The organism is Pantoea sp. LS15 (assembly GCF_012241585.1).
Lineage (GTDB): Bacteria > Pseudomonadota > Gammaproteobacteria > Enterobacterales > Enterobacteriaceae > Enterobacter.
Map to the genome: position 1 here is coordinate 67,988 of NZ_JAAVXA010000012.1, position 20,506 is coordinate 88,493.

Here is a 20,506-nt window from a genome sequence, read left to right on the forward strand (position 1 = left end):
CACATCATGAAAAAGACACTGACACTGATCGCCGCAGCAACCCTGAGTGCCCTGAGCTTTGCCTCGTGGGCAGATACCCTGACCGTGGGCGCATCCAACACGCCACACGCTGAAATTCTGGAGCAGGCAAAACCGATTCTGGCTAAGCAGGGGATCGATCTGGAGATTAAACCGTTCCAGGACTACATTCTGCCCAACACCGCGCTGGCGGGTCATGATATCGACGCGAACTATTTTCAGCACATCCCTTATCTGAACAGCGTGCTCAAAGATCACGCGGGCGATAAGGATTATGATTTTGTCAGTGCAGGCGCAATCCACATTGAGCCTATTGGTATCTACTCAAAGAAATACAAGTCGCTGAAAGACCTGCCTGAAGGCGGCAAGATCATCATGCGTGATGCTGTTTCTGAAGAGGGCCGAATTCTCTCCATCTTCGAGAAAGAGGGTGTGATCAAGCTGAAACCGGGCATCGACAAAGTGACCGCGCGCATCAGCGACATCGTGGAAAACCCGAAAAAGCTGCAGTTCACCCCTAACGTTGAAGCCTCTCTGCTGCCGCAGATGTACAACAACGATGAAGGTGCCGCGGTGGTGATCAACGCCAACTACGCGATTGATGCCGGTCTGGATCCGGTTCACGACCCGATTGCGGTTGAGAGCGGTGAAAACAACCCGTACGCCAACATCATTACCGTCCATCGTGGTGACGAGAAGAAGAAAGATATCGTCGCGCTGGTGAACGTGCTGCACTCGAAAGAGATTCAGGACTGGATCCGTACTAAGTACAAAGGCGCAGTCATTCCAGTAAATAACTAATTTACTGATTTTACAGATGAAGCCCGACGAGTTCCTCGCCGGGCTTCTTTTTTGTATCCGGCAGGAGAATCATTTAAGCTCAACGTTTAAAAGGCAATGGAGTGATGACGATGGGTAACGTGACTAAAGATGAAGCGCTGTATCAGGAGATGTGCCGGGTGGTCGGGAAGGTGGTACTTGAGATGCGCGATTTAGGGCAGGAGCCAAAGCATATTGTCATTGCCGGAGTACTGCGTACCGCGCTGGCGAACCAGCGCGTTAAACGCAGTGAATTGACAACCGAAGCGATGGAAACGGTGGTTAAAGCGCTGGCCGGGTAATACGCCAGCGTTTCGCAAGCTGCTCCAGCGAGCAGCAGAGCAGGTAATAAACCACACCCGTGAAGATAAAAATGGCCGCCGGGTAGATTTGCACCCGGTTGTTGACCTGTCCCGCCACAGTGGTCAGTTCCGGTACGTTCACGATAAACGCCAGCGACGTATCCTTCAGCAGACTGATAAAAATTCCCACCAGCGACGGCAGAATATTCCTCAGTGCCTGCGGTAGCAGCACACGCAACAACGTTTGCTGCGTGCTGAATCCCTGAGACAGTGCGGCCTCATATTGCCCGGAGGGTAACGCATTAAGCCCGGCCAGTACTGAGTGCATCACGGTTGCCGCCGTAAACCAGGCCAGCGCCAGCGTGACGGTAAGTGCCCCCGGCAGATCGCCCCCGGTAATGAGCGGCAGCAGATACCACATCCAGAAAATCACAAAGATGAGTGGGATACCGCGGATCAATTCTGCCCACAAAAAAAGCAGTTTGCGTACGAGCCCGGTAAAGCGCCAGGCAAGACACGCGAGAGCAACCCCGCCGGGCAGAGCGATGATGGCGGCTCCAGCCGCCATCATTAACGAGAGCAATATGCCACCCGGTTCACCGCTTGCCGCGCGTCCCCACAGCAGATAAACGACGTTATCAGTGATGACATTAAATCCGGCAATCATGTTTTTCACTCCCTGAGGTGGCGACGTTTGGGCGTTTACGTTTTGCTTCAGGTCCGATGCGAACCAGCACCATTCCCATAACCAGACCGGTCAGCAGATACAGTGCGGTTCCGAGGGTAAAGGCTTCCAGCGCATGCGCGTTGTAGCTTTCAATCTGCCTGACCTGATAGGTGAGTTCGGCAAAGCCAATCCCGCTGGCGAGCGAGGAGAGCTTCATCAAATTAAGGTACTGCCCCACAACGGGTTGCCAGGCGTTGGCCAGTCCCTGCGGCAGAAGAATGTGACGAAACAAACGCCACGAAGAGAACCCCTGTGCCAGCGCGGCCTCCCGCTGTCCGGCAGGGACAGAACGTAACCCCGATTCCACCTCTTCGATTAAAAACGCCGAAGTAAAGACGCCCAATCCCCAGGCCGAACATAAAAACTCGGGGGTAAACCACCAGACTTCGCCGGGCAGAATAGACCAGCTGTGATCCGCATTCACCGCGTCGCGAAATACCTGAGGTAGCCCGTTCCAGGCGGCAAAATACCAGAACAGCAGTTGCACCAGCAGCGGCGTATTTCGAAACAGCGACACCCAGCTACTGACGACCACGTTTCCGAGGCGTCCGCCGGAAAGGCGCAGGAGCATTAAAAGCAACGCCAGCAGGCTGGCCAGCATCACCCCGGCAAGCGTGACCCACAGGGTGGTGAGGGATCCGGAGAGTATCCACTGCAGAGGCTGTCCGGTCAGTACCCCCTGCCAGTCGAGCGCGGGCATTACAGATGCTCCTGATGCAGTGGGTTGAGCACCTTTTGCAGGAACCGTCGGGCGCGCGGATGCGAGGGGTGACTGAAAAACTGCGTCGGCGGCGCGATCTCGAGAATTTGCCCGCCGTCGATAAAGACAATCCGGTCGGCAATTTCCCGGGCAAACTGCATCTCGTGGGTCACGACAATCATGGTGATCCCACTGTGGGCGAGGGTTTTCATCACAAACAGCACTTCGCCTATCATCTCAGGATCGAGTGCCGACGTCGGTTCGTCGAAGAGAATAATTTGCGGCGAAGAGGCCAGAGCGCGCGCGATCGCCACGCGCTGCTGTTGACCACCGGAAAGCTCTGCCGGGAAATGGTGAGCTTTTTCCAGCATCCCGACTTTCTCCAGCAGGGACAGCGCGCGCTCCTGGGCTGGCTGCGGCTTCCAGCCGTGAACCTGCTCCAGCGCCAGAGTGATATTCTGGCTGGCGGTGAGATGAGCGTAAAGATTGAATTGCTGAAACACAAACCCCACGCGACTTCGCAGTTGACGCAGCCCGGTACCAGAAAGCTTACCGGTCGGCTTGTTGTCGACCAGGATCTCTCCGCCGCTCAGGGTTTCAAGCTGGTTGATGAGACGAATCAGGGTGGATTTACCGGAACCCGAAGGGCCGAGGATGGCAACCACTTCACCGGGGGGGATGGTGAGGTTAATGTCGTTTAATACCTGATGGTCACCGTAGCGTTTGTCTACATGACGAAACTCGACGCTGGCCTGTTCCAGATGTGAAAAATCCGCGGCACTGGCCGCGGAGTGTGAGAATAAACCTGAGAGCATATTACTGGGCTTCTATTTTAAAGGCACGAGGCTGTGGAGCAGGCGTATTTGGGCCAAACCAGACATCATATATTTTTGCTGCCTGACCGTTCTTCTCAAGATTAAGCAGCTCGTCGTTGACGGCTTTCAGCAGCGCTGTTTCACCTTTCTTCACCCCAACGCCAATCTCTTCTTTGCTCAGCAGATCGGGCAGGATTTTGAAGTTGGCTTTATCCGGTGCCTGCGCCAGCAGACCGGCCAGAATGGTGCTGTCCTGGGTGATTGCCTGCACGTTGCCATTGCGCAGTGCCGTCAACGCCAGCGGAATATCGTCATAAGAGAGCACGCGGGACTGCGGGAATCGCTGGTGCAGCGCCTGTTCGCCCGTGGTTCCTTTGACCGCGCCAATGCGCGCCCGGCTATAGTTATCCAGCTTATCGGCGGACTTTGCCGGTACCAGGAACTGCTGCCCGGTCACGAAATAGGGGAGGGAGAAATCAACAACCTGCGCGCGCTCTGGCGTGATGGTGATATCCGCCACAATCAGATCCGCCTTACCAGACTGAAGCAGCGGAATACGGTTGGCCGGGTTGGTGGCGACCAGCTCCAGCTTCACGCCAAGTGCTTTTGCCAGCGCTTTGGCGAAGTCCACGTCGTATCCCACAATCTCATGTGTCTTTGCATCAATAGAGCCAAACGGTGGGTTGGCATCAAATGTGGCCACTTTCACTACACCTGCGGCTTTAATATCCGCCAGCTGATCGGCCTGTGCCTGTGCTGAGAGCAGACTACCAGCAGCCAGTAACCCCAGTGCCAGTGTCCGTTTTTTAAATCCGTTCATGTTTGCTGCCATAGTAATAAATCATCCCGTTGTTTTTGTTTTACCCCGTTACGCTCCCATAAGTGAAAGCTATCGCCAAATAAGAAATCGTGCTTTGCTTTTAGCAAAAAAGCATTAGTGAACAGAGTGTTACTGGCAGGTAAAAATACAGGGTGCTATTTGCAGATCCTGCACATCGACAGCTGATATTGGTATTTCACCTGCATGGAGTTTGGGTGTTTAACTTAAGGAAAATACGGTGAGAGAGGGGCAGACGATGAAAAAATGGATCAGCACGTTACGGCGGTTTTTTGCGACCCGACCAGTGAATGCGGAGCACAGCGCGCAACGTGTTCTTGAGTCAATACTGCCTGTCGCCAGCCTGTATGGCGTAGACGTTGCCAACATCGACCCGGAGTGGTTCCATGATAAAACGTCACGCTGAACTGCGCCGCACACGCGAAATATACTGGAATGAGCTGTGCTGGATTTTGTTCTGACGACGGATAGCTGTTAATGTCGACAGATGGTTGAGTCAGCTCAGTTAACGGAATGAAGAACCCCTTTATCAAGCGCGGCATTATTATCTGGACGATAGTCTGCCTTATCAGCGGCGTGTTGCTCTATGCCGAACAAATCCGCCGTCAGTTCTGGGAGCGCGATCGTGAGTTCGCGGCGCTCTTCTCTGAATTAAGCGCGGTACTGACGCAAAATGAATCCGTACTGCCGCTTTTGAATGGCGATGAAGATATCGTCACTCTCCGCAAAAAATTCCCCCAGCTTCTTGCCCTGGAAAAAACGACGGGAAGAGCGCTTGATGCCCCCCGGGTTGAGCCTGCCAATGAAGTCCAGTACTGGCTGTACAATCCCTGGCGCCAAATCCGCGTACTGGTAGACCTTGGTCCAATCCTGACTGCACATCATCCCTTTACCCATCTCGGGATCCGTTTTATGCCGAACGGAGACCAGCAAATATCTGGTGCCTTCTGGCACTGGCAACGCACCTTCCCGCAGCATACTCAACCCTTTACGCTGGAGGCCGATTCACAGCCAGACTGGTTCGGCGTCAATGGGCTTATTTACCCCTTACTCTTTATTGGATGGGGGATCGTGATTGCGCTGGCGAGCGTGGTGCTCTGGCAGCGTAAAGCGCGTAAAGATGCCGAGCAAAGAGCGCTCTATTATCAACACGCCAGGCTCAATACCCTGGGGGAAATCACTGCTGGGATTGTGCACGAGATCAACCAGCCGCTCACCGCCGCGCAGACGTGGATCCAGGGCGCTCAGCGCCAGCTACAACAGGATAACGGGCAGGCGGTGTCGCAGGCGCTGGCGGCTGCACTGACGCAAATGCAGCGTATTAGCGCCTTGCTGACCCGTTTTCGTGAACATGTTGTACAGGAGAAGGTGATCCTGCGTGAAACCGATCTTGTGCACTGCTGGCAGCAGGTGGTGAACCTGCTTGAGCACGAGCGCAAGGCCGAACATATTACGGTCAGTCATGCGTTTGCCCCTGGTGCCACAACGGTACTGGCAGACCGTCTCTGGCTGGAGCAGGTGCTGCATAACGTGCTCAGCAATGCGATTCAGGCTCAGCAGTTTGATACTCCCGGTTGGGTAAAAATTGAGAGTCAAACAACCGAGAGTGGCGTCCAGATCACCATCACAGACGGTGGCCCTGGCTTTAGCCAGGAGGCGTTACAGCATGCCTTTATGCCGTTTTACAGCGGCAGAGAAGTGGGTATCGGTCTGGGGATGACCTTAACGGAGTCATTAATGACGCGTATGAATGGATCGATTACGCTGGGTAATGCGCCGCAGGGTGGGGCGCAGATCAGATTACAACTGGCGCACGGAAAGGAGGCGACGGATGGATAAGACAATCTGGCTGATTGATGATGATGAATCCATCAGAGAGTCAATGGCTTTTCTGCTTTCAGGTATGGGGTGGCCGGTAAAGACGTTTGACAGTGTCGATGCCTTTATTGCTGCCCATGCACGGGGTACGGCGCTGGTGGGCTGTATGTTGCTAGATATGCGGATGCCCGGCAAGGGCGGGCTCACCTGGCTTGAGGAGGGCGAATGGCCCTGGCCTCTGCTGCCGGTGATTATCATGACCGGACACGGTACCGTTGATGCCTGCCGTCGGGCTTTTCGAAACGGTGTGTTTGAGTTTTTCACCAAGCCGCTGGATGCCGATAAGCTTATAGAGACGGTGGGGTTAGCCTTCGAAGAAAGCCAGCGTCGTTATTCCGGCTGGCAGGAAACCTCCAGGATCGCGGCGCGTTTCGCGCAGTTGACTGCACGTGAGCATGAGGTTCTGGGTGAGTTGATGAAAGGGCTCAGCAATAAAGAGGTGGCTGCACGGCTGAACCTCTCGCCGCGTACGGTAGAAGCGCACCGCGCATCGGCGTTTACCAGGCTCGGCGTCAGCAGCCTGGTCCAGGCAATCCGGGAATACGACAAATTGCAATCCGTAAAACTACCAGGTTGAGTGCGTATTCAACCGAATTATGTTTCATCGCGCGTCGGGGTAATCTCTGCAACGTCCCCTAACACTCGAGGAAGTGCGATGAAAAAAGTAATGATGGTTGCGGCACTGGCCGCGGGTAGTCTGAGTCTGGCGGCGCAGGCCGATACATTGAATCAAAAAAATCTCTCACTGGCGCAGGCGAATGCGCTGGCGACATCCGCCATTCAGGCGTGTACGGCAAAAAATTACCAGGTGACGGTCACCGTTGTTGACCGCGCGGGCGTGGTAAAAGCGGTGCAGCGCACGGACAATGCCGGTCCACACACGGTTAAAGCCAGTGAAATGAAAGCCTATACGGCGCTTAGCGCAAAGAATGCGTCAGGCAAAGTGATGGAAGCGGCGCAGAGCAATGCGGGCGCGCAGAACATGAGAGACATCCCGGGGTTCCTGCTGCTGGCGGGTGGCTTGCCGGTGAAAGAGGGCGATGAGGTTATTGGGGCGATTGGTATCGGTGGCGCACCGGGCGGTCATCTTGATGAAGCCTGCGCTCAGGCTGCTATTGACGGGCTCAAAAAGTAATATAAAAAAGCACCGGAAAACCGGTGCTTTTTTATCAGATCTTGCAGGCATCGCCGCAGTCGTCATCGGCGACAATCGCCTGCGCTTTTTTGTCTGCATCGTCCAGACGTTCCGCATTACGCTCTTCGGCTTCATCCAGCCCGTTAAAGACTAAGTTATCGAGATCAATTTCCATGTGGCACCTGCTCTGTTCAGTTTTTTGATACTGGCACAGTATAGGGCAAAAAAAGCCAGCAATGTACCTCGCAGCACATAAGGATAATCCCTGCCATACTCAGTGCTTTATCGCTGAGGAGAGCACATGATTACACTCTGTAAAACCTGCGGAACTGCCTATGATGCACAGCCGGACAGATGCCCGATTTGCGAGGATGAACGCCAGTACGTGCCCGTCACGGGCCAGGTATGGACAGATTTCGACACCGTAACCGCCACGCATAGCAACAAATGGCAGCAACTGGAGCCGCAATTGTTCAGTATCAAGACGGTGCCCGCATTTGCTATCAACCAGCGGGCCCTGCTCCTGCGTACCCCGCATGGCAATATTCTCTGGGACTGTATCGCTAATCTCGACCCGGCAACCAAAACACTCATCACTGCACTCGGCGGCATCAGCGCGATTGCGATTTCACACCCGCACTATTACACCACGATGCAGGAATGGGCTGCGGCGTTTGATGCACCGCTGTATCTGCACGCCAGCGACAGTGAATGGGTCATGCGCGACAGCCCGGCAATTCGCTTCTGGCACGGTGATGCGCTGGAGATTTTCCCATCAGTCACATTGCTGCGCCTTGGCGGCCATTTTGCTGGCGGGACAGTGCTGCACTGGCAGGAAGGTGAAGGAGTATTACTGGTGGGCGATATTCTGCAGGTCACGCCGGGTAAAGACGCTGTCTCGTTTATGTGGAGTTACCCGAATTATCTTCCGCTGCCAGCCCGGACCGTAGCGTCGGTCGTGAGTCATCTGGAAGGCAGAACGTTTGCACGTCTGTACGGTGCGTTCGAAGGGCAGAACATCCAGGCCTTCGCGGACGAGATTGTTCAGCGGTCGGGCCAGAAATATATTGCTTGTCTGAAGTAAACCACGATGGGTAAACTTTACGAGTGTGATCTCGATCATACCTAAACTAAAACAGATAAAAGAGAAATTGCTATGCAACATATCATTGAAGGTTTTCTCAGCTTTCAAAAAGAGATTTTCCCGCAACGTAAAGAACTCTTTCGCAGTTTAGCGTCCAGCCAGAATCCCAAAGCGCTGTTCATCTCCTGCTCCGACAGCCGCCTGGTCCCGGAACTGGTTACCCAGCAAGAGCCGGGACAACTCTTTGTCATTCGTAATGCTGGCAACATTGTACCGCCATTCGGGCCAGAGCCTGGCGGTGTTTCCGCGACCATTGAATACGCTGTTGTGGCGTTGGGTGTGACAGATATCGTGATCTGCGGTCACTCCAACTGTGGGGCGATGAAGGCGATTGCTGATAACGCAAACCTGGAGCCGATGCCTGCTGTTTCTCACTGGTTGCGTTATTCCGATGCGGCAAAAGCGGTGGTTGAGAAGAAAACCTGGGATAAGCCGATCGATAAAGTCAACGCGATGGTACAGGAAAACGTATTTGCGCAGCTGAGCAACATTAAGACCCATCCCTCCGTGGCAGTGGGCCTGCGTAACAACTCTATCCGACTGCACGGCTGGGTGTATGACATTGAAAGTGGCGAAATTCGTGCGCTGGATAAAGCGACGAAAACGTTCGTGTCGCTGTCTGAAAACCCGGAAGTGTATTTCGAGTAATCTATTACAGCAGGGCATGGACGCCCTGTCAGTCCTCACTATACGGTAATTTCCGCCGTAACCCCGACGCGGGTTTTTCTGCCGCTTTCGCCATCGCCTCTGCAATCTCTGCACACTCCGCCAGCCCCTGAACGAAGGGATGATCATGCATCAGCCACGGTATCGCGCCGAAGGCGATGCGTCCGCGAACGGTTTCAGGTGCTTTTAAGGTGTAATCCTCGCTAATCTCGGGGATCTCTTCGCCTGTTGCCTCCAGCTGTTTGCGCAGCGTCGGGAAGGGCAGATCTTTCGTTTTGAGCGGCTTTTGTCCACGTGCATCAATAAAAACGTCGAAACGGTGAACGGTCTCTTTTGTGGTGATCATTGTCTGATCGCTGCCAACATCAAGCGTGTAATCGTCACCGAGGGCTGCCACGCTAATAACGTCAGCTTCGCGAAGTGCGAGTAGCCTGCGGATCGACTGTGGAGGGATGGCCGCATAGTTGTCAATAAAGACCCGAGCCAGACCTTGTCTGAAGCGTTTACTGTCACGTTCGTCGAGATGTGGCACGATCGCCTGAACCACTTCATGCAGCCGGAGCACGGTGTAGCGCCAGGCCATGGTGCGCCTGTCGCGTTTGTTGCGTTCAACCTCATCGAGATTTTCTTCTGCCCAGGTGAATGGATCGTGCCGTTTACGATCTTCAAACCAGGCATCACGCATGCTGTCTGCCGTCTGCTTATGCAGAGCAACTTTCTCACACCACGCCGGGTCAGCAAGTTCAAGCTCTTTCACCATCAGGGTAAAAATGCGATCAAGCAGGGCATCCGGACCTTTGGCAATTTCGCGCTCAACCGCGGGCTCAGTCAAAACTGACAATGGTTCGTATGGGATAGGGCAGTAAAAATCGGCTTCAGGCAGAATGCCTGTTCGGGACATCAGGACAATCTTTAACGCGTCGCTGCTTGTATCCAGGATGAATTTGTCGTCGCGAAACGTGCCGTGCTGCATTACCACCGCCATGACCGCGTCCAGACCGCTTAATGATGTTCCCATGATACCGACGTGGCAGGGCGGAATTTTGGCGCCTATCAAACCGGACCACGGGCTTGGGAAGTACGTGCGAGAGGCTTCGTCGTCCTCTGGCCAGACGTGACCGGTGGCGATAACCGCAAGGTCGAAGCGTTCAGAGAAAGTGTTGTCGTTGACTGAAAGTGTGACACCGTCATTTGTGGGTACGATGTCGGTGACCTGGGCGGATTCATGGATATCAACCTGAAATCCGCGATCTTTAGCCTCTTTTACGATTGAAAGAAAGCTGTCACGGAAATACTCGCCCAGCAGGATCCGGGGCAGAAATTGCCGGTCATGCAAACGGGATTTATCCACCTTAAAGCGTGCCAGATAGGCTTCGCTCTGGCCCTTAAGCCAGTCGTGATAGGTCATAAATAGCGGAGGAATTTCAATGCTTGCGATGTTCGCCAGCATCAGACGAGTGTTATCGTCGTCGTTGTAGGGCATGCCAACACCCGCTTCATCAGCTTGTTCAAAGACCGAAACCGAAAGCGGGTGAGGGTTTTTAAGAAGCGCGTAAAAGGTATAAATCCCTGTTGGGCCGGAACCGATAATGGCGATTTTCTTCATCGACGGTTTTCCTCTTTTTTTCCATGAGAAAAGCGTAGCAGGAGAACAGTGATGAAAATGCGGAATTAGGAAAGTTCAGGAAAGCAGAAGAGGATTTGCACCATTTCAGGACTGAAATGGTGCGTCCGAGTGGACTCGAACCACCGACCCCCACCATGTCAAGGTGGTGCTCTAACCAACTGAGCTACGGACGCAGAATGGTGCGTTCAATTGGACTCGAACCAACGACCCCCACCATGTCAAGGTGGTGCTCTAACCAACTGAGCTATGAACGCAACGTGTTGTCGGTGACAACGGGGACGAATATTAGCGGCACAGCACCAATGAGGCAAGAGGGAAAATGCATTTTTCTCTCTGATTTCACGCGATTGCTGTATTACCGCGCAAAGTGAAGAGAAAGTAGCCGCCAGCTGGCGGCTACTGCGTATTTAACGCGCAGCGCGTTGCAAAATGACCGTTGATGGCTGACGTTGCAGGAAGCGCATGCGCATCATCATCATAATTGCCGCAGAGGTCAGACCGATGATAAAGCCCATCCAGAATCCGGCCGGCCCCATGCGGTCAACCACCAGATCGGTCAGGGCCAGAATGTAACCACACGGCAGACCCAACACCCAGTAGGCGATGAAGGTGATAAAGAAGATGGAACGCGTGTCTTTATATCCACGCAACACACCGCTGCCAATGACCTGAATGGAATCAGATATCTGGTATACCGCAGCCAGCAGCATCAGATGCGACGCCAGGGCCACGACTTCGGGGTTGTCATTGTAGAGCAGGGCAATTTGCTCGCGTAGCGTGATGGTAAAGAGCGCTGTACAGACGGCCATGCAAACACCGACACCCAGCCCGGTTCGCGCGGCTGTTTGTGCGTCTAGCGTCGAACCTTGCCCCAGACGGAAGCCGACACGGATAGTCACTGACGCCGCCAGCGACAAAGGCAGGACGAACATTAGCGAGCTAAAGTTCAGCGCAATCTGGTGCCCGGCCACGTTCACAATGCCCAGCGGGGAGACCAGCAGGGCGACCACGGCGAAAAGCGTCACCTCAAAGAACAGCGCGAGGGCAATCGGCAAACCTAGCTGTACCAGACGCGTCATAATGCTCCAGTCAGGTGTACTAAATCTGTTCTCGTTGCGAATATCGCGCATGGAACGGGCGCGTTTTACAAAGGCGATCATTGAGAAGAACATCACCCAGTAAACGGCTGCCGTCGCGACACCACAGCCGACGCCACCCAGTTCTGGCATTCCGAAATGACCGTAAATAAAGACATAGTTAACCGGAATATTGACCAGCAAACCAATAAAGCCCATCACCATCCCGGGCTTGGTTTTCGCCAGACCTTCACACTGGTTACGCGCCACCTGGAAAAAGAGGTAGCCTGGGGTGCCCCAGAGAAGGGCGCGCAGATAACCCACTGCCTTGTCAGCCAGTGCCGGGTCAATGTTATGCATGGCGCGAATGATATGACCCGCGTTCCAGAGCACCAGCATGATCAGCACAGAGACAAACCCAGCCAGCCAGAAACCCTGGCGGACCTGGTGGGCAATGCGATCACGTCGCCCGGAACCATTGAGTTGAGCGATAACAGGCGTGAGCGCGAGCAGCAGACCGTGGCCGAACAGGATAGCCGGTAGCCAGATTGACGTGCCGATAGCAACAGCCGCCATATCGGTGGCGCTGTAGCCGCCCGCCATTACCGTATCCACAAATCCCATTGCGGTCTGGGCCACTTGCGCGATGATCACTGGTATAGCCAGTGCCAATAACTGGCGCGCTTCATTCATGTACTTCTGCACGTGAACACCTTTATTTTGTTGTTATTTGAGAGACTAAAAAAGCCGCCGTAACTGGCAGCAAGAAGAAAATGCAGGGGGGTGCCAGCTATTGTAGCGGGCTTTAGCTATTTATCTAGTGAAAAAATCGCCAGAAAATGCGCTCCGCTGGCAACCTGTTTTTCCAACTGTTATTGTGATGGGATTAAACGGTGTCACCACCGTCCGGAAAAAACAGGAGTTGTAAGCATGTTTACTGGTATTGTGCAGGGTACCGCCAAAGTGGTGTCCATTGATGAAAAACCTAATTTCCGAACTCATGTTGTTGAGCTGCCGGAATATATGCTTGATGGCATCGAAACCGGTGCCTCGATTGCCCACAACGGCTGCTGCCTGACAGTTACCGAAATTAACGGCAACCAGATCAGCTTTGATTTAATGAAAGAGACGCTGCGTATCACCAATCTGGGTGAGTTGGCGGTTGGGGATACCGTCAACGTAGAACGGGCAGCGAAGTTCAGCGATGAGATTGGCGGGCATCTGATGTCGGGGCACATCATGACCACTGCCGAAGTGGCGAAAATTGTGACCTCGGAAAATAACCGTCAAATCTGGTTTAAAATGCAGGATCCTTCATTAATGAAATACATCCTGTACAAAGGGTTTATTGGTATTGATGGGATTAGTCTGACTGTCGGGGAAGTGACACCTACGCGTTTTTGTGTGCATTTAATTCCTGAAACGTTGCAGCGCACCACGCTGGGGGCGAAAAAACTGGGGCATCGCGTAAATATCGAAATCGATCCGCAAACTCAGGCGGTGGTGGATACCGTTGAGCGTGTGCTTGCGGCAAAAGAAGCCGCAATAATTAAAACAGCAGAAGAAGAATAAAAAATAACCCCGGGTAACCGGGGTTATTTTTTTAGCGGGCGACACGCAAACCGTGTTCAATGCCCCGGCTGAATACCACCTGCCAGAGCTGAATATCCCGCGCGCGAAACGCCCCCGCGCAGGCATTCAGATAATAGCTAAACATCCGCTTGAATCGTTCAGAATAGTTGTCCGCAATCTCAGGCCAGGCTTCCTGAAAACGAGCATGCCATGCCATCAACGTGGTGTCGTAATCCGCACCGAAGTTATGCCAGTCTTCCATCACGAAATGGGGTTCACTGGCGTTGGCAATCTGGCGAACGGACGGTAAACAGCCATTCGGAAAGATGTATTTGTTGATCCACGGGTCAACGTTGTTATCGGTCCGCTTAGAGCCGATGGTGTGCAGCAGGAAGATGCCGTCAGGTTTCAAATTACGATCCACCACGTCAAAGTAGGTGTCGTAGTTTTTCGGCCCCACGTGCTCGAACATGCCCACGGAAACGATACGGTCAAACTGTTCGTTCAGATCACGGTAATCCTGTAGCCGGATATCCACATCAAGATCCTGGCAGCGTTCCCGCGCCATCTTTTGCTGCTCAGCGGAAATAGTGACACCCACCACGCTGACGCCGTAGTGCTTCGCCATAAACCAGGCCAGCCCACCCCAGCCGCAGCCGATATCCAGAACGCGCATTCCGGGTTCTAACTTCAGTTTCTCGCTAATCAGATGCAGCTTAGCCTGTTGAGCCTCTTCCAGTGTCGAAGCCTCTTTCCAGTAAGCGCAGGAATATTGCATGAAGGGGTCAAGCATACGGTTGAACAGGTCGTTGCCGAGATCGTAATGCTCTTTGCCGACGATCCATGCGCGTTTTTTACTTTGCAGATTAAACAGCCGGGCTGAGGCGACGCGCAGTGTGTCCTTCAGATTGCGGGGGAGTTGATTTTCCAGACCGGCGCGCAACACGCTGGAGAAGAAGATATCCAGCCGTTCGCACTCCCACCAGCCATCCATATAGCTTTCTCCCAGACCTAACGATCCCTCCCGCAACACGCGTTTAAAAAAGTCGGGATGTTTAACCTGGGGATCAGCTGGTGACGATCCATTGATAGTGATGCCTGCTCGACCCAACAGTTCACTGACGATCCGGGACCAGTTATCGTCCGGAACGCTGACTTCTTCTATACACGATGAACTCATAGCTTCTCCATCACCCTGATGTGATCAGAACCTTCAAACAGCGTAGACGCTTTTTTTGGTTTGTGAGAAATCTCACGGTAAATACCGCGAGGCTAATATCCGACGTAGAACAGAGGAAGGGAGATAACCCTTGCCGAAATGCCTTCCATGGTAAAACGGGAGCACTCCGGCTCCCGTTAACACTTAATATTTATCGTATTTAATCGAACCAAATTTAGTATAGGCCTCAAAATTTGGTGATTCAATAAAAAATTCTTAGCAACCTAATCACTGGAAGTTAACATAATTTCCGGCGCGATTACGCATGCGACGTTTCAACCGGGGTGCTGTCACTCAGCTCACGCTGTGCGGCAGCCTGCATACGGTAGCCCACAAAGGCCAGCACAACAGTCACCAGCATCACGGTGGTGGTGGTCAGGAGCGGTGTGGCAATCAGCGCAGAGACCACCAGACTTGCCAGGAAGCACAGACCCAACTGCAGGGTGTTCTGCAGCGCAGCCGCGCGACCCGTCGCCTGTGGGAACGGACGTAATGCTTGCGCCACAACGATAGGGTAGATTGCCCCGTTAACGACGGCCATCACGCAGAATGGCATTAAAATTTCTACCAGACCGGTGCCCGGGATAAAACCAACAGCCCATGTCCCGATAACGCTCAATGCATACAGCACCAGCAGCCACGGCAGCATCTGCTGACCTTCCCATTTCTGCAGTGCCGCACGACAGCCGTACCCGCCCACCAGGAATGCGATGGTTTGCGGAACGTAGCTCAGGCCAATCGCCGCCGGGCTGTACCCCATATCGTGCAGAATAAATGGCGAACCGGTCAGCCATGCGAAGAAGCTCGCCGAGCAGGCGGCATAAATCAGGACATTACCGCGATACGCTTTGGCACTCAGCAACGAGGTAAAGGTAATGGGCTTTGCATCCGCATGCGCTTCTTTTTTATGCGCAGGTTTGAGCGCGAATGCCGGCAGCATGAGTACCAGTGTGATGGCAAACAACGTGGCAAAGATAGCCTGCCACTCGAAATGCACCAGGATCCAGCTGCCCAGGAGCGGGGCGAGGGCAGGTGAAAGCCCTACCAGCGGCATAATGGTGGCGAAAATCCGGTTGGTGCGGTTGGCTGGGTAGTAGTCAGTAACAAGGGCCTGCCAGGTCACCGCTGCCGCACAGACGCCGACGGCCTGCACAAAGCGCAGCACCAGCAACCAGGTCGCATCGCGTACCCATAACATACCCAGGCAGCTGGCGGCAAAAATGCCCAGGCCCAGTAACAGAACCGGTTTACGGCCAAAACGATCTGATAGCGGCCCCCAAAGTAGCTGCGCGAAGGCGAAACCGGCGAGGAACAAACTCAGGCTGGCGCTGATGGCCGCGGCTGGGGTTTGCAAATCTTCCTGCATAGCGGCGAAAGCCGGCAGGTACATATCAGTGGCCAAAAAGCCCAGCACGCTTAAGCCGCCGAGCCAGACTAAAAAACCATTCCTGGGTTGCATTGTTTTATTCTCCTGAGGAGGCAGGTATACATTGGCGCTGAGTGTAGGGAGTGCAAAGCGGCTTGTGAAACGCTAATATTTGGTGGTTGCATTCAAATTTTTTGCAGGCAGAAAATGTGGTCAGATTATTCTCTTGAAGTAGTCGATGCTGTCGCGCGTAACGGCAGCTTCAGTGGAGCGGCGCAGGAGTTACACCGCGTCCCTTCAGCTATCAGCTACACGGTGCGTCAGCTGGAGGAGTGGCTGGCGGTTCCGCTGTTTGAACGGCGACATAGGGATGTGGAATTAACGCCCGCTGGCGCGTGGTTTTTGAAAGAAGGGCGTTCTGTTATCAAAAAAATGCAGATCACCCGCGAACAGTGTCAACAGATCGCTAACGGCTGGCGGGGGCATCTTTCCATCGCGGTGGATAATATCGTCAAACCCGAGCGTACCCGGCAAATGATTGTCGATTTCTATCGTCATTTTTCTGACGTCGAATTGCGGGTGTCACAGGAGGTGTTCAACGGTGTCTGGGATGCTCTGGCGGACGGAAGGGCGGAGATGGCCATTGGTGCCACGCAGGCGATCCCTGTCGGGGGTCGGTACGCTTTTCGTGATATGGGAATGCTGAGCTGGAAATGCGTGGTGGCAAGTGATCATCCGCTGGCGACTCTGGAAGGACCATTGAGCGACGATACGCTACGCAACTGGCCGTCGCTGGTACTGGAGGATACGTCCCGTTCATTACCCAAGCGTATCACCTGGCTTCTGGACAACCAGCGGCGGGTGGTTGCCCCCGACTGGGAATCGTCGGCGACGTGTCTCAGTGCTGGTTTGTGTGTCGCGATGGTACCCGTTCATTTTGCGCGGCCGCGAATTGATGCCGGAGAATGGGTTGAACTGACACTGGAGAACCCATTCCCGGATGCGGCCTGCTGCCTCACCTGGCAGCAAAATGATGTCTCACCTGCGATGGCCTGGTTACTGGATTATCTGGGAGACAGCGAAACGCTAAACCGGGAGTGGTTACGGGAGCCAGGTTAACTGGCCCCGTTAAGAGATTACCGGCGATAGTCGCGGAACGGACCATCGGCAACAGAGCGGCGTTCAATAAGACGCGGGTGAACTTCAATGGACTGCGACTCTTCACGTTTGTTGACGATCCTGTCCATCAGCATATTGAAGGCGGTTTCACCCAGTGAATCTTTCGGCTGGTGGATGGTCGTTAATGCCGGCGTAAAGAAGCGCGCATTACGCACGTTGTCATACCCGATCACAGAAATATCCTGCGGTACACGCAGACCCAGCTCATCGGCCGCACAGAGGGCACCCATTGCCATGATGTCGCCCCCGCAGAAAACGGCGGTCGGACGGTGCTGCTGGGAGACGATCTGCTGCATAGCGCGGTAGCCCGACTCCGGTTCAAAGTCGCCCTGCACGATCCAGTTTTCCGGCACGGTGATCAACGCTTCTTCCATCGCTTTCATAAACCCAGCCAGACGACCTGCACCGGTGTTGCGCTCCAGTGGACCCGGGATCACGCCGATCTCGCGGTGACCGCGTTCAATCAGGTAACGACCCGCCATATAACCGCCTTCAAAGGCGTTATCGATCACGGAATCGGTGAAGTCCGCGCGGGCTTCACCCCAGTCCATCACCACCATTGGGATATGGCGATACTCTTCCAGCATCGACAGCACAGATTCCGGATACTCGGAACACATCACCAGCAGACCATCAACACGCTTTTGAGCCATCATCGACAGGTAAGCTCGCTGTTTTTCAATGCTGTTCCACGCGTTGCCCAGAATCAGGGTATAGCCTTTCTGGAAGCAGTTTTTTTCTACTGCCTCAATAATCTCGGCAAAATAGGCCGCTTCACTGCTGGTCGCCAGCAAACCAATAGACTTGGTGTGATTAACCTTGAGGCTTCGCGCAACCGCACTTGGCGAATAGTGCAGCTCTTTGATGGCTGCCCAGACGGCATTGCGCGTCTCTTCCGCCACAAAACGGGTCTTGTTAATTACATGTGATACGGTTGTAGTGGAAACGTTTGCGCGTTTTGCTACATCTTTAATTGTTGCCATTAAATGTCACTCCAGACCATATCCTAAACTCCTGAAAAACTTGAAGGTAAACGTTTGCCTTCTCTCACCCTTATCACGCAATTTTGAATTGCGACACGCCGGGAAAACGACACAGGACGTCAGGAGGGGGTCAATGGCCGGTACGCTAATAAATTTAGCGTGGAATTTTGTCCTATCTTGATGAAAAGGGGAAGAGGTAAAGTGGTTATCCGTTTAAATCCAGGAAGATTTTTGACGTAAATTGTGCAAAAATGAGCAAGCTCACTTTTCGTGGGGGGATTAAAAGGAGAAAAATTGATGAGTTCCGATCTGAAGTTTTCGCTGTTCACCACCGTTATTGTGCTGGCTTTGATTGTCGCAGCGGGTCTGACGGCCGCACTGCACTGATTTACGCGGAGGGAGAGTCTTCTCCCTCCCGATTCCCCGGATTGTTACTTCTCTGGCAAAAATCTTTTGCTATTTTGTTAACTTCTCATTTTTTGTGATTGATGTCATGCTTTCCGCTTCTTTGTTCTGTGTCACCACATGACACGGCATCCGGAGTTGACGTATGAAAATCAATTTTCCCCTGCTGGCCCTGGCGATTGGCGCTTTTGGGATTGGCACCACTGAATTCTCCCCAATGGGTTTACTGCCAGTTATTGCCAGAGGCGTGGATGTCTCGATCCCTGCCGCAGGGATGTTAATCAGCGCCTACGCTATTGGCGTGATGGTTGGGGCACCGCTGATGACGCTTCTGCTTTCGCACCGCGCGCGCCGCAATGCGCTGATTTTCCTGATGGCGATTTTCACTCTGGGCAATGTGCTTTCCGCCATTTCGCCGGACTACACCACCCTGATGTTGTCACGCATTCTGACCAGCCTTAACCACGGCGCGTTCTTTGGATTGGGGTCGGTTGTTGCAGCAAGCGTGGTGCCAAAACACAAGCAGGCGAGTGCCGTGGCCACCATGTTTATGGGGCTAACCATTGCCAACATTGGCGGCGTACCTGCCGCGACGTGGCTGGGGGAAGTGATTGGCTGGCGTATGTCCTTCCTGGCGACTGCCGGGCTGGGTGTGATCGCGATGGTGGCACTGTTCTTCTCCCTGCCGAAAGGCAGTGCGGGGGAACGTCCTGACGTGCGTAAAGAGTTATCTGTGCTGGTACGCCCGCAGGTGCTCTCGGCGCTGCTGACTACCGTGTTGGGGGCAGGGGCGATGTTTACCCTCTATACCTACATTTCTCCCGTGCTTCACGACATCACTCACGCGACACCGATCTTTATCACTGCGATGCTGGTGCTGATTGGCGTGGGCTTCTCGATTGGTAACTATCTGGGTGGGAAATTTGCCGACCGTTCCGTAAGCGGGACGTTGAAGGGCTTCTTAACCCTGCTGATTGTCATCATGATTGCTATTCCGTGGCTGGCACGTAATGAGTTCGGAGCAGCCATTGCGATGGTCGTCTGGGGAGCAGCCACCTTTGCTGTGGTTCCACCGCTACAGATGCGCGTGATGCGTGTCGCCCATGAGGCACCGGGTCTTTCGTCTTCAGTGAATATTGGCGCGTTCAATCTCGGTAATGCGCTCGGTGCAGCCGCCGGTGGCGCGGTTATTTCTGGAGGGCTGGGATACAGTTTTGTGCCGGTTATGGGGGCGATTATTGCCGCGCTCGGTCTGCTGTTAGTGATGATGTCCGGTCGTAAGCAGCCAGAAACAGCCTGCGCTGCTGAATAAGCAAAAAACGCAGAAGGGCGAACCCTTCTGCGTGTCTCTTATGCGGCGAAGTTCTTCGCCACAAACTCCCAGTTAACCAGTGCCCAGAAGTGCTCCAGGTAGTTCGGACGCGCGTTACGGTAATCAATGTAGTAAGCGTGTTCCCAAACGTCCACGGTCATCAGCGGCTTAGCGCTGGTGGTCAGTGGGGTACCCGCATTAGAGGTGGAAACGATAGCCAGTTTGCCATCGGCTTCTTTTACCAGCCACGTCCAGCCAGAACCGAAGTTCTTGATAGCTGCATCGGTAAATTTCGCTTTGAAATCAGCGAAACTGCCAAATGCGGCGTTAATCGCGGTAGCCAGTTCACCGGTCGGTTCGCCGCCAGCATTCGGTGCCAGGCAGTGCCAGTAGAAAGTGTGGTTCCACACCTGAGCAGCGTTGTTAAATACACCCCCCTCTGAACTGCGGACGATCTCTTCCAGCGTTTTGCCTTCAAAATCGGTGCCTTTGATCAGATTATTCAGGTTGGTGACGTAGGTCTGATGATGTTTGCCGTAATGATATTCCAGGGTTTCCGCAGAAATATGCGGTGCCAGGGCGTCTTTTGCATACGGTAGTGCAGGTAATTCGAACGACATTGCTTCTCTCCTTATTGTATTTTGTGTTGCCAATAACCACACAGACAACGAGGAGAGAATAGCAAATTGAAAGGGTATGCAAAAGAGGAACTTACCCTGCCGCGA

General features: G+C 53.7%; 23 protein-coding genes and 2 tRNA genes. 12 read left to right on the forward strand and 13 right to left on the reverse strand.

The features are described 5' to 3' along the window. Positions 1-6 precede the first annotated feature (6 nt). Positions 7-819 carry a MetQ/NlpA family ABC transporter substrate-binding protein gene (locus HED65_RS16840; RefSeq protein WP_003857677.1) on the forward strand — a complete coding sequence of 271 codons (813 nt, stop codon included), beginning with the start codon at positions 7-9 and terminating at the stop codon, positions 817-819. Positions 820-929: 110 nt separating this feature from the next. Continuing rightward, complete coding sequence (gene fumD / locus HED65_RS16845; protein WP_008500615.1) at positions 930-1,139, forward strand: fumarate hydratase FumD; 210 nt, start codon at positions 930-932, stop codon at positions 1,137-1,139. On the opposite strand, the gene HED65_RS16850 is transcribed toward fumD, so the two are convergent. From HED65_RS16850 to HED65_RS16865, 4 genes are read right to left on the reverse strand one after another with little or no spacing between them, the layout of a single operon-like run. Next, positions 1,120-1,806, reverse strand: a complete 687-nt coding sequence (locus HED65_RS16850; RefSeq protein WP_114979432.1) for an amino acid ABC transporter permease — start codon at positions 1,804-1,806, stop codon at positions 1,120-1,122. The two genes, fumD and HED65_RS16850, sit on opposite strands and share 20 nt — an antisense overlap. Next, the gene (locus HED65_RS16855) at positions 1,790-2,566 is read right to left on the reverse strand and encodes an amino acid ABC transporter permease (RefSeq protein WP_114979433.1); all 777 of its coding nucleotides are present in this window, start codon (positions 2,564-2,566) and stop codon (positions 1,790-1,792) included. Before HED65_RS16855 ends, HED65_RS16850 begins: the two co-directional genes overlap by 17 nt. Continuing rightward, positions 2,566-3,381, reverse strand: coding sequence for an amino acid ABC transporter ATP-binding protein (locus HED65_RS16860; RefSeq protein ID WP_114979434.1), 816 nt, complete (start codon positions 3,379-3,381; stop codon positions 2,566-2,568). Before HED65_RS16860 ends, HED65_RS16855 begins: the two co-directional genes overlap by 1 nt. Before the next feature lies 1 nt (position 3,382). Continuing rightward, positions 3,383-4,213: an ABC transporter substrate-binding protein gene (locus HED65_RS16865; RefSeq protein WP_114979435.1), complete on the reverse strand. Its 831-nt coding sequence runs from the start codon at positions 4,211-4,213 to the stop codon at positions 3,383-3,385. 244 nt (positions 4,214-4,457) lie between these two features. Between HED65_RS16865 and HED65_RS16870 the strand changes: the two genes are divergently transcribed. From HED65_RS16870 to HED65_RS16885, 4 genes are all read left to right on the forward strand, one after another. Then, positions 4,458-4,625 (forward strand): hypothetical protein, encoded by a 168-nt coding sequence (locus tag HED65_RS16870; RefSeq protein ID WP_168112404.1) that lies wholly within the window; start codon positions 4,458-4,460, stop codon positions 4,623-4,625. Between the two features lie 107 nt (positions 4,626-4,732). After that, positions 4,733-6,058: a sensor histidine kinase gene (locus HED65_RS16875; RefSeq protein ID WP_114979436.1), complete on the forward strand. Its 1,326-nt coding sequence runs from the start codon at positions 4,733-4,735 to the stop codon at positions 6,056-6,058. Continuing rightward, positions 6,051-6,674, forward strand: a complete 624-nt coding sequence (locus HED65_RS16880; protein ID WP_114979437.1) for a response regulator transcription factor — start codon at positions 6,051-6,053, stop codon at positions 6,672-6,674. Before HED65_RS16875 ends, HED65_RS16880 begins: the two co-directional genes overlap by 8 nt. 78 nt (positions 6,675-6,752) lie before the next feature. After that, entirely contained in the window at positions 6,753-7,232 is a 480-nt protein-coding gene (locus HED65_RS16885; protein ID WP_114979438.1) for a GlcG/HbpS family heme-binding protein, read from the forward strand. A gap of 34 nt (positions 7,233-7,266) precedes the next feature. On the opposite strand, the gene HED65_RS16890 is transcribed toward HED65_RS16885, so the two are convergent. Then, positions 7,267-7,407 carry a hypothetical protein gene (locus HED65_RS16890; protein WP_003857665.1) on the reverse strand — a complete coding sequence of 47 codons (141 nt, stop codon included), beginning with the start codon at positions 7,405-7,407 and terminating at the stop codon, positions 7,267-7,269. Positions 7,408-7,533: 126 nt separating this feature from the next. Between HED65_RS16890 and HED65_RS16895 the strand changes: the two genes are divergently transcribed. Together HED65_RS16895 and HED65_RS16900 are read left to right on the forward strand one after the other, a co-directional pair. Next, positions 7,534-8,316 carry an MBL fold metallo-hydrolase gene (locus HED65_RS16895; protein ID WP_114979439.1) on the forward strand — a complete coding sequence of 261 codons (783 nt, stop codon included), beginning with the start codon at positions 7,534-7,536 and terminating at the stop codon, positions 8,314-8,316. 72 nt (positions 8,317-8,388) lie between these two features. Then, complete coding sequence (locus tag HED65_RS16900; protein ID WP_028017278.1) at positions 8,389-9,024, forward strand: carbonic anhydrase; 636 nt, start codon at positions 8,389-8,391, stop codon at positions 9,022-9,024. A gap of 28 nt (positions 9,025-9,052) precedes the next feature. Here HED65_RS16900 and HED65_RS16905 read toward each other — a convergent pair whose 3' ends face one another. From HED65_RS16905 to mdtK, 4 genes are all read right to left on the reverse strand, one after another. Then, entirely contained in the window at positions 9,053-10,648 is a 1,596-nt protein-coding gene (locus tag HED65_RS16905; RefSeq protein WP_114979440.1) for an FAD-NAD(P)-binding protein, read from the reverse strand. A 117-nt stretch (positions 10,649-10,765) separates the two neighbouring features. After that, positions 10,766-10,842, reverse strand: a tRNA-Val gene (locus tag HED65_RS16910). A 4-nt stretch (positions 10,843-10,846) separates the two neighbouring features. After that, positions 10,847-10,923, reverse strand: a tRNA-Val gene (locus HED65_RS16915). A 153-nt stretch (positions 10,924-11,076) separates the two neighbouring features. Then, a complete protein-coding gene (gene mdtK, locus HED65_RS16920; RefSeq protein WP_114979441.1) occupies positions 11,077-12,450 on the reverse strand; it encodes an MdtK family multidrug efflux MATE transporter in 1,374 nt (457 codons plus the stop codon). Positions 12,451-12,675: 225 nt separating this feature from the next. Here mdtK and HED65_RS16925 point away from each other — a divergent pair, with 225 nt between their 5' ends. After that, on the forward strand, positions 12,676-13,317 hold the full coding sequence (locus tag HED65_RS16925; RefSeq protein ID WP_114979442.1) for a riboflavin synthase subunit alpha: 642 nt from the start codon (positions 12,676-12,678) through the stop codon (positions 13,315-13,317). Between the two features lie 31 nt (positions 13,318-13,348). Here the strand turns inward: HED65_RS16925 and cfa are convergent, their stop codons facing one another. Further along, positions 13,349-14,497: a cyclopropane fatty acyl phospholipid synthase gene (gene cfa, locus HED65_RS16930; protein ID WP_114979443.1), complete on the reverse strand. Its 1,149-nt coding sequence runs from the start codon at positions 14,495-14,497 to the stop codon at positions 13,349-13,351. 298 nt (positions 14,498-14,795) lie between these two features. Further along, positions 14,796-15,995 (reverse strand): purine nucleoside transporter PunC, encoded by a 1,200-nt coding sequence (gene punC / locus HED65_RS16935; RefSeq protein ID WP_114979444.1) that lies wholly within the window; start codon positions 15,993-15,995, stop codon positions 14,796-14,798. Positions 15,996-16,109: 114 nt separating this feature from the next. Between punC and punR the strand changes: the two genes are divergently transcribed. Then, positions 16,110-17,021, forward strand: coding sequence for a DNA-binding transcriptional activator PunR (punR, locus tag HED65_RS16940; RefSeq protein ID WP_114979445.1), 912 nt, complete (start codon positions 16,110-16,112; stop codon positions 17,019-17,021). 17 nt (positions 17,022-17,038) lie between these two features. Here punR and purR read toward each other — a convergent pair whose 3' ends face one another. Further along, the gene (gene purR, locus HED65_RS16945; RefSeq protein ID WP_114979446.1) at positions 17,039-18,064 is read right to left on the reverse strand and encodes an HTH-type transcriptional repressor PurR; all 1,026 of its coding nucleotides are present in this window, start codon (positions 18,062-18,064) and stop codon (positions 17,039-17,041) included. 297 nt (positions 18,065-18,361) lie between these two features. On the opposite strand from purR, the gene cydH reads away from it, so the two are divergent. Both cydH and HED65_RS16955 read left to right on the forward strand, forming a co-directional pair. Continuing rightward, positions 18,362-18,451, forward strand: coding sequence for a cytochrome bd-I oxidase subunit CydH (cydH, locus tag HED65_RS16950; protein WP_020688313.1), 90 nt, complete (start codon positions 18,362-18,364; stop codon positions 18,449-18,451). Between the two features lie 163 nt (positions 18,452-18,614). Further along, positions 18,615-19,781, forward strand: coding sequence for an MFS transporter (locus HED65_RS16955; protein ID WP_114979447.1), 1,167 nt, complete (start codon positions 18,615-18,617; stop codon positions 19,779-19,781). Positions 19,782-19,819: 38 nt separating this feature from the next. Here the strand turns inward: HED65_RS16955 and sodB are convergent, their stop codons facing one another. Next, complete coding sequence (gene sodB / locus HED65_RS16960; protein ID WP_114979448.1) at positions 19,820-20,401, reverse strand: superoxide dismutase [Fe]; 582 nt, start codon at positions 20,399-20,401, stop codon at positions 19,820-19,822. Positions 20,402-20,506: the final 105 nt, after the last annotated feature.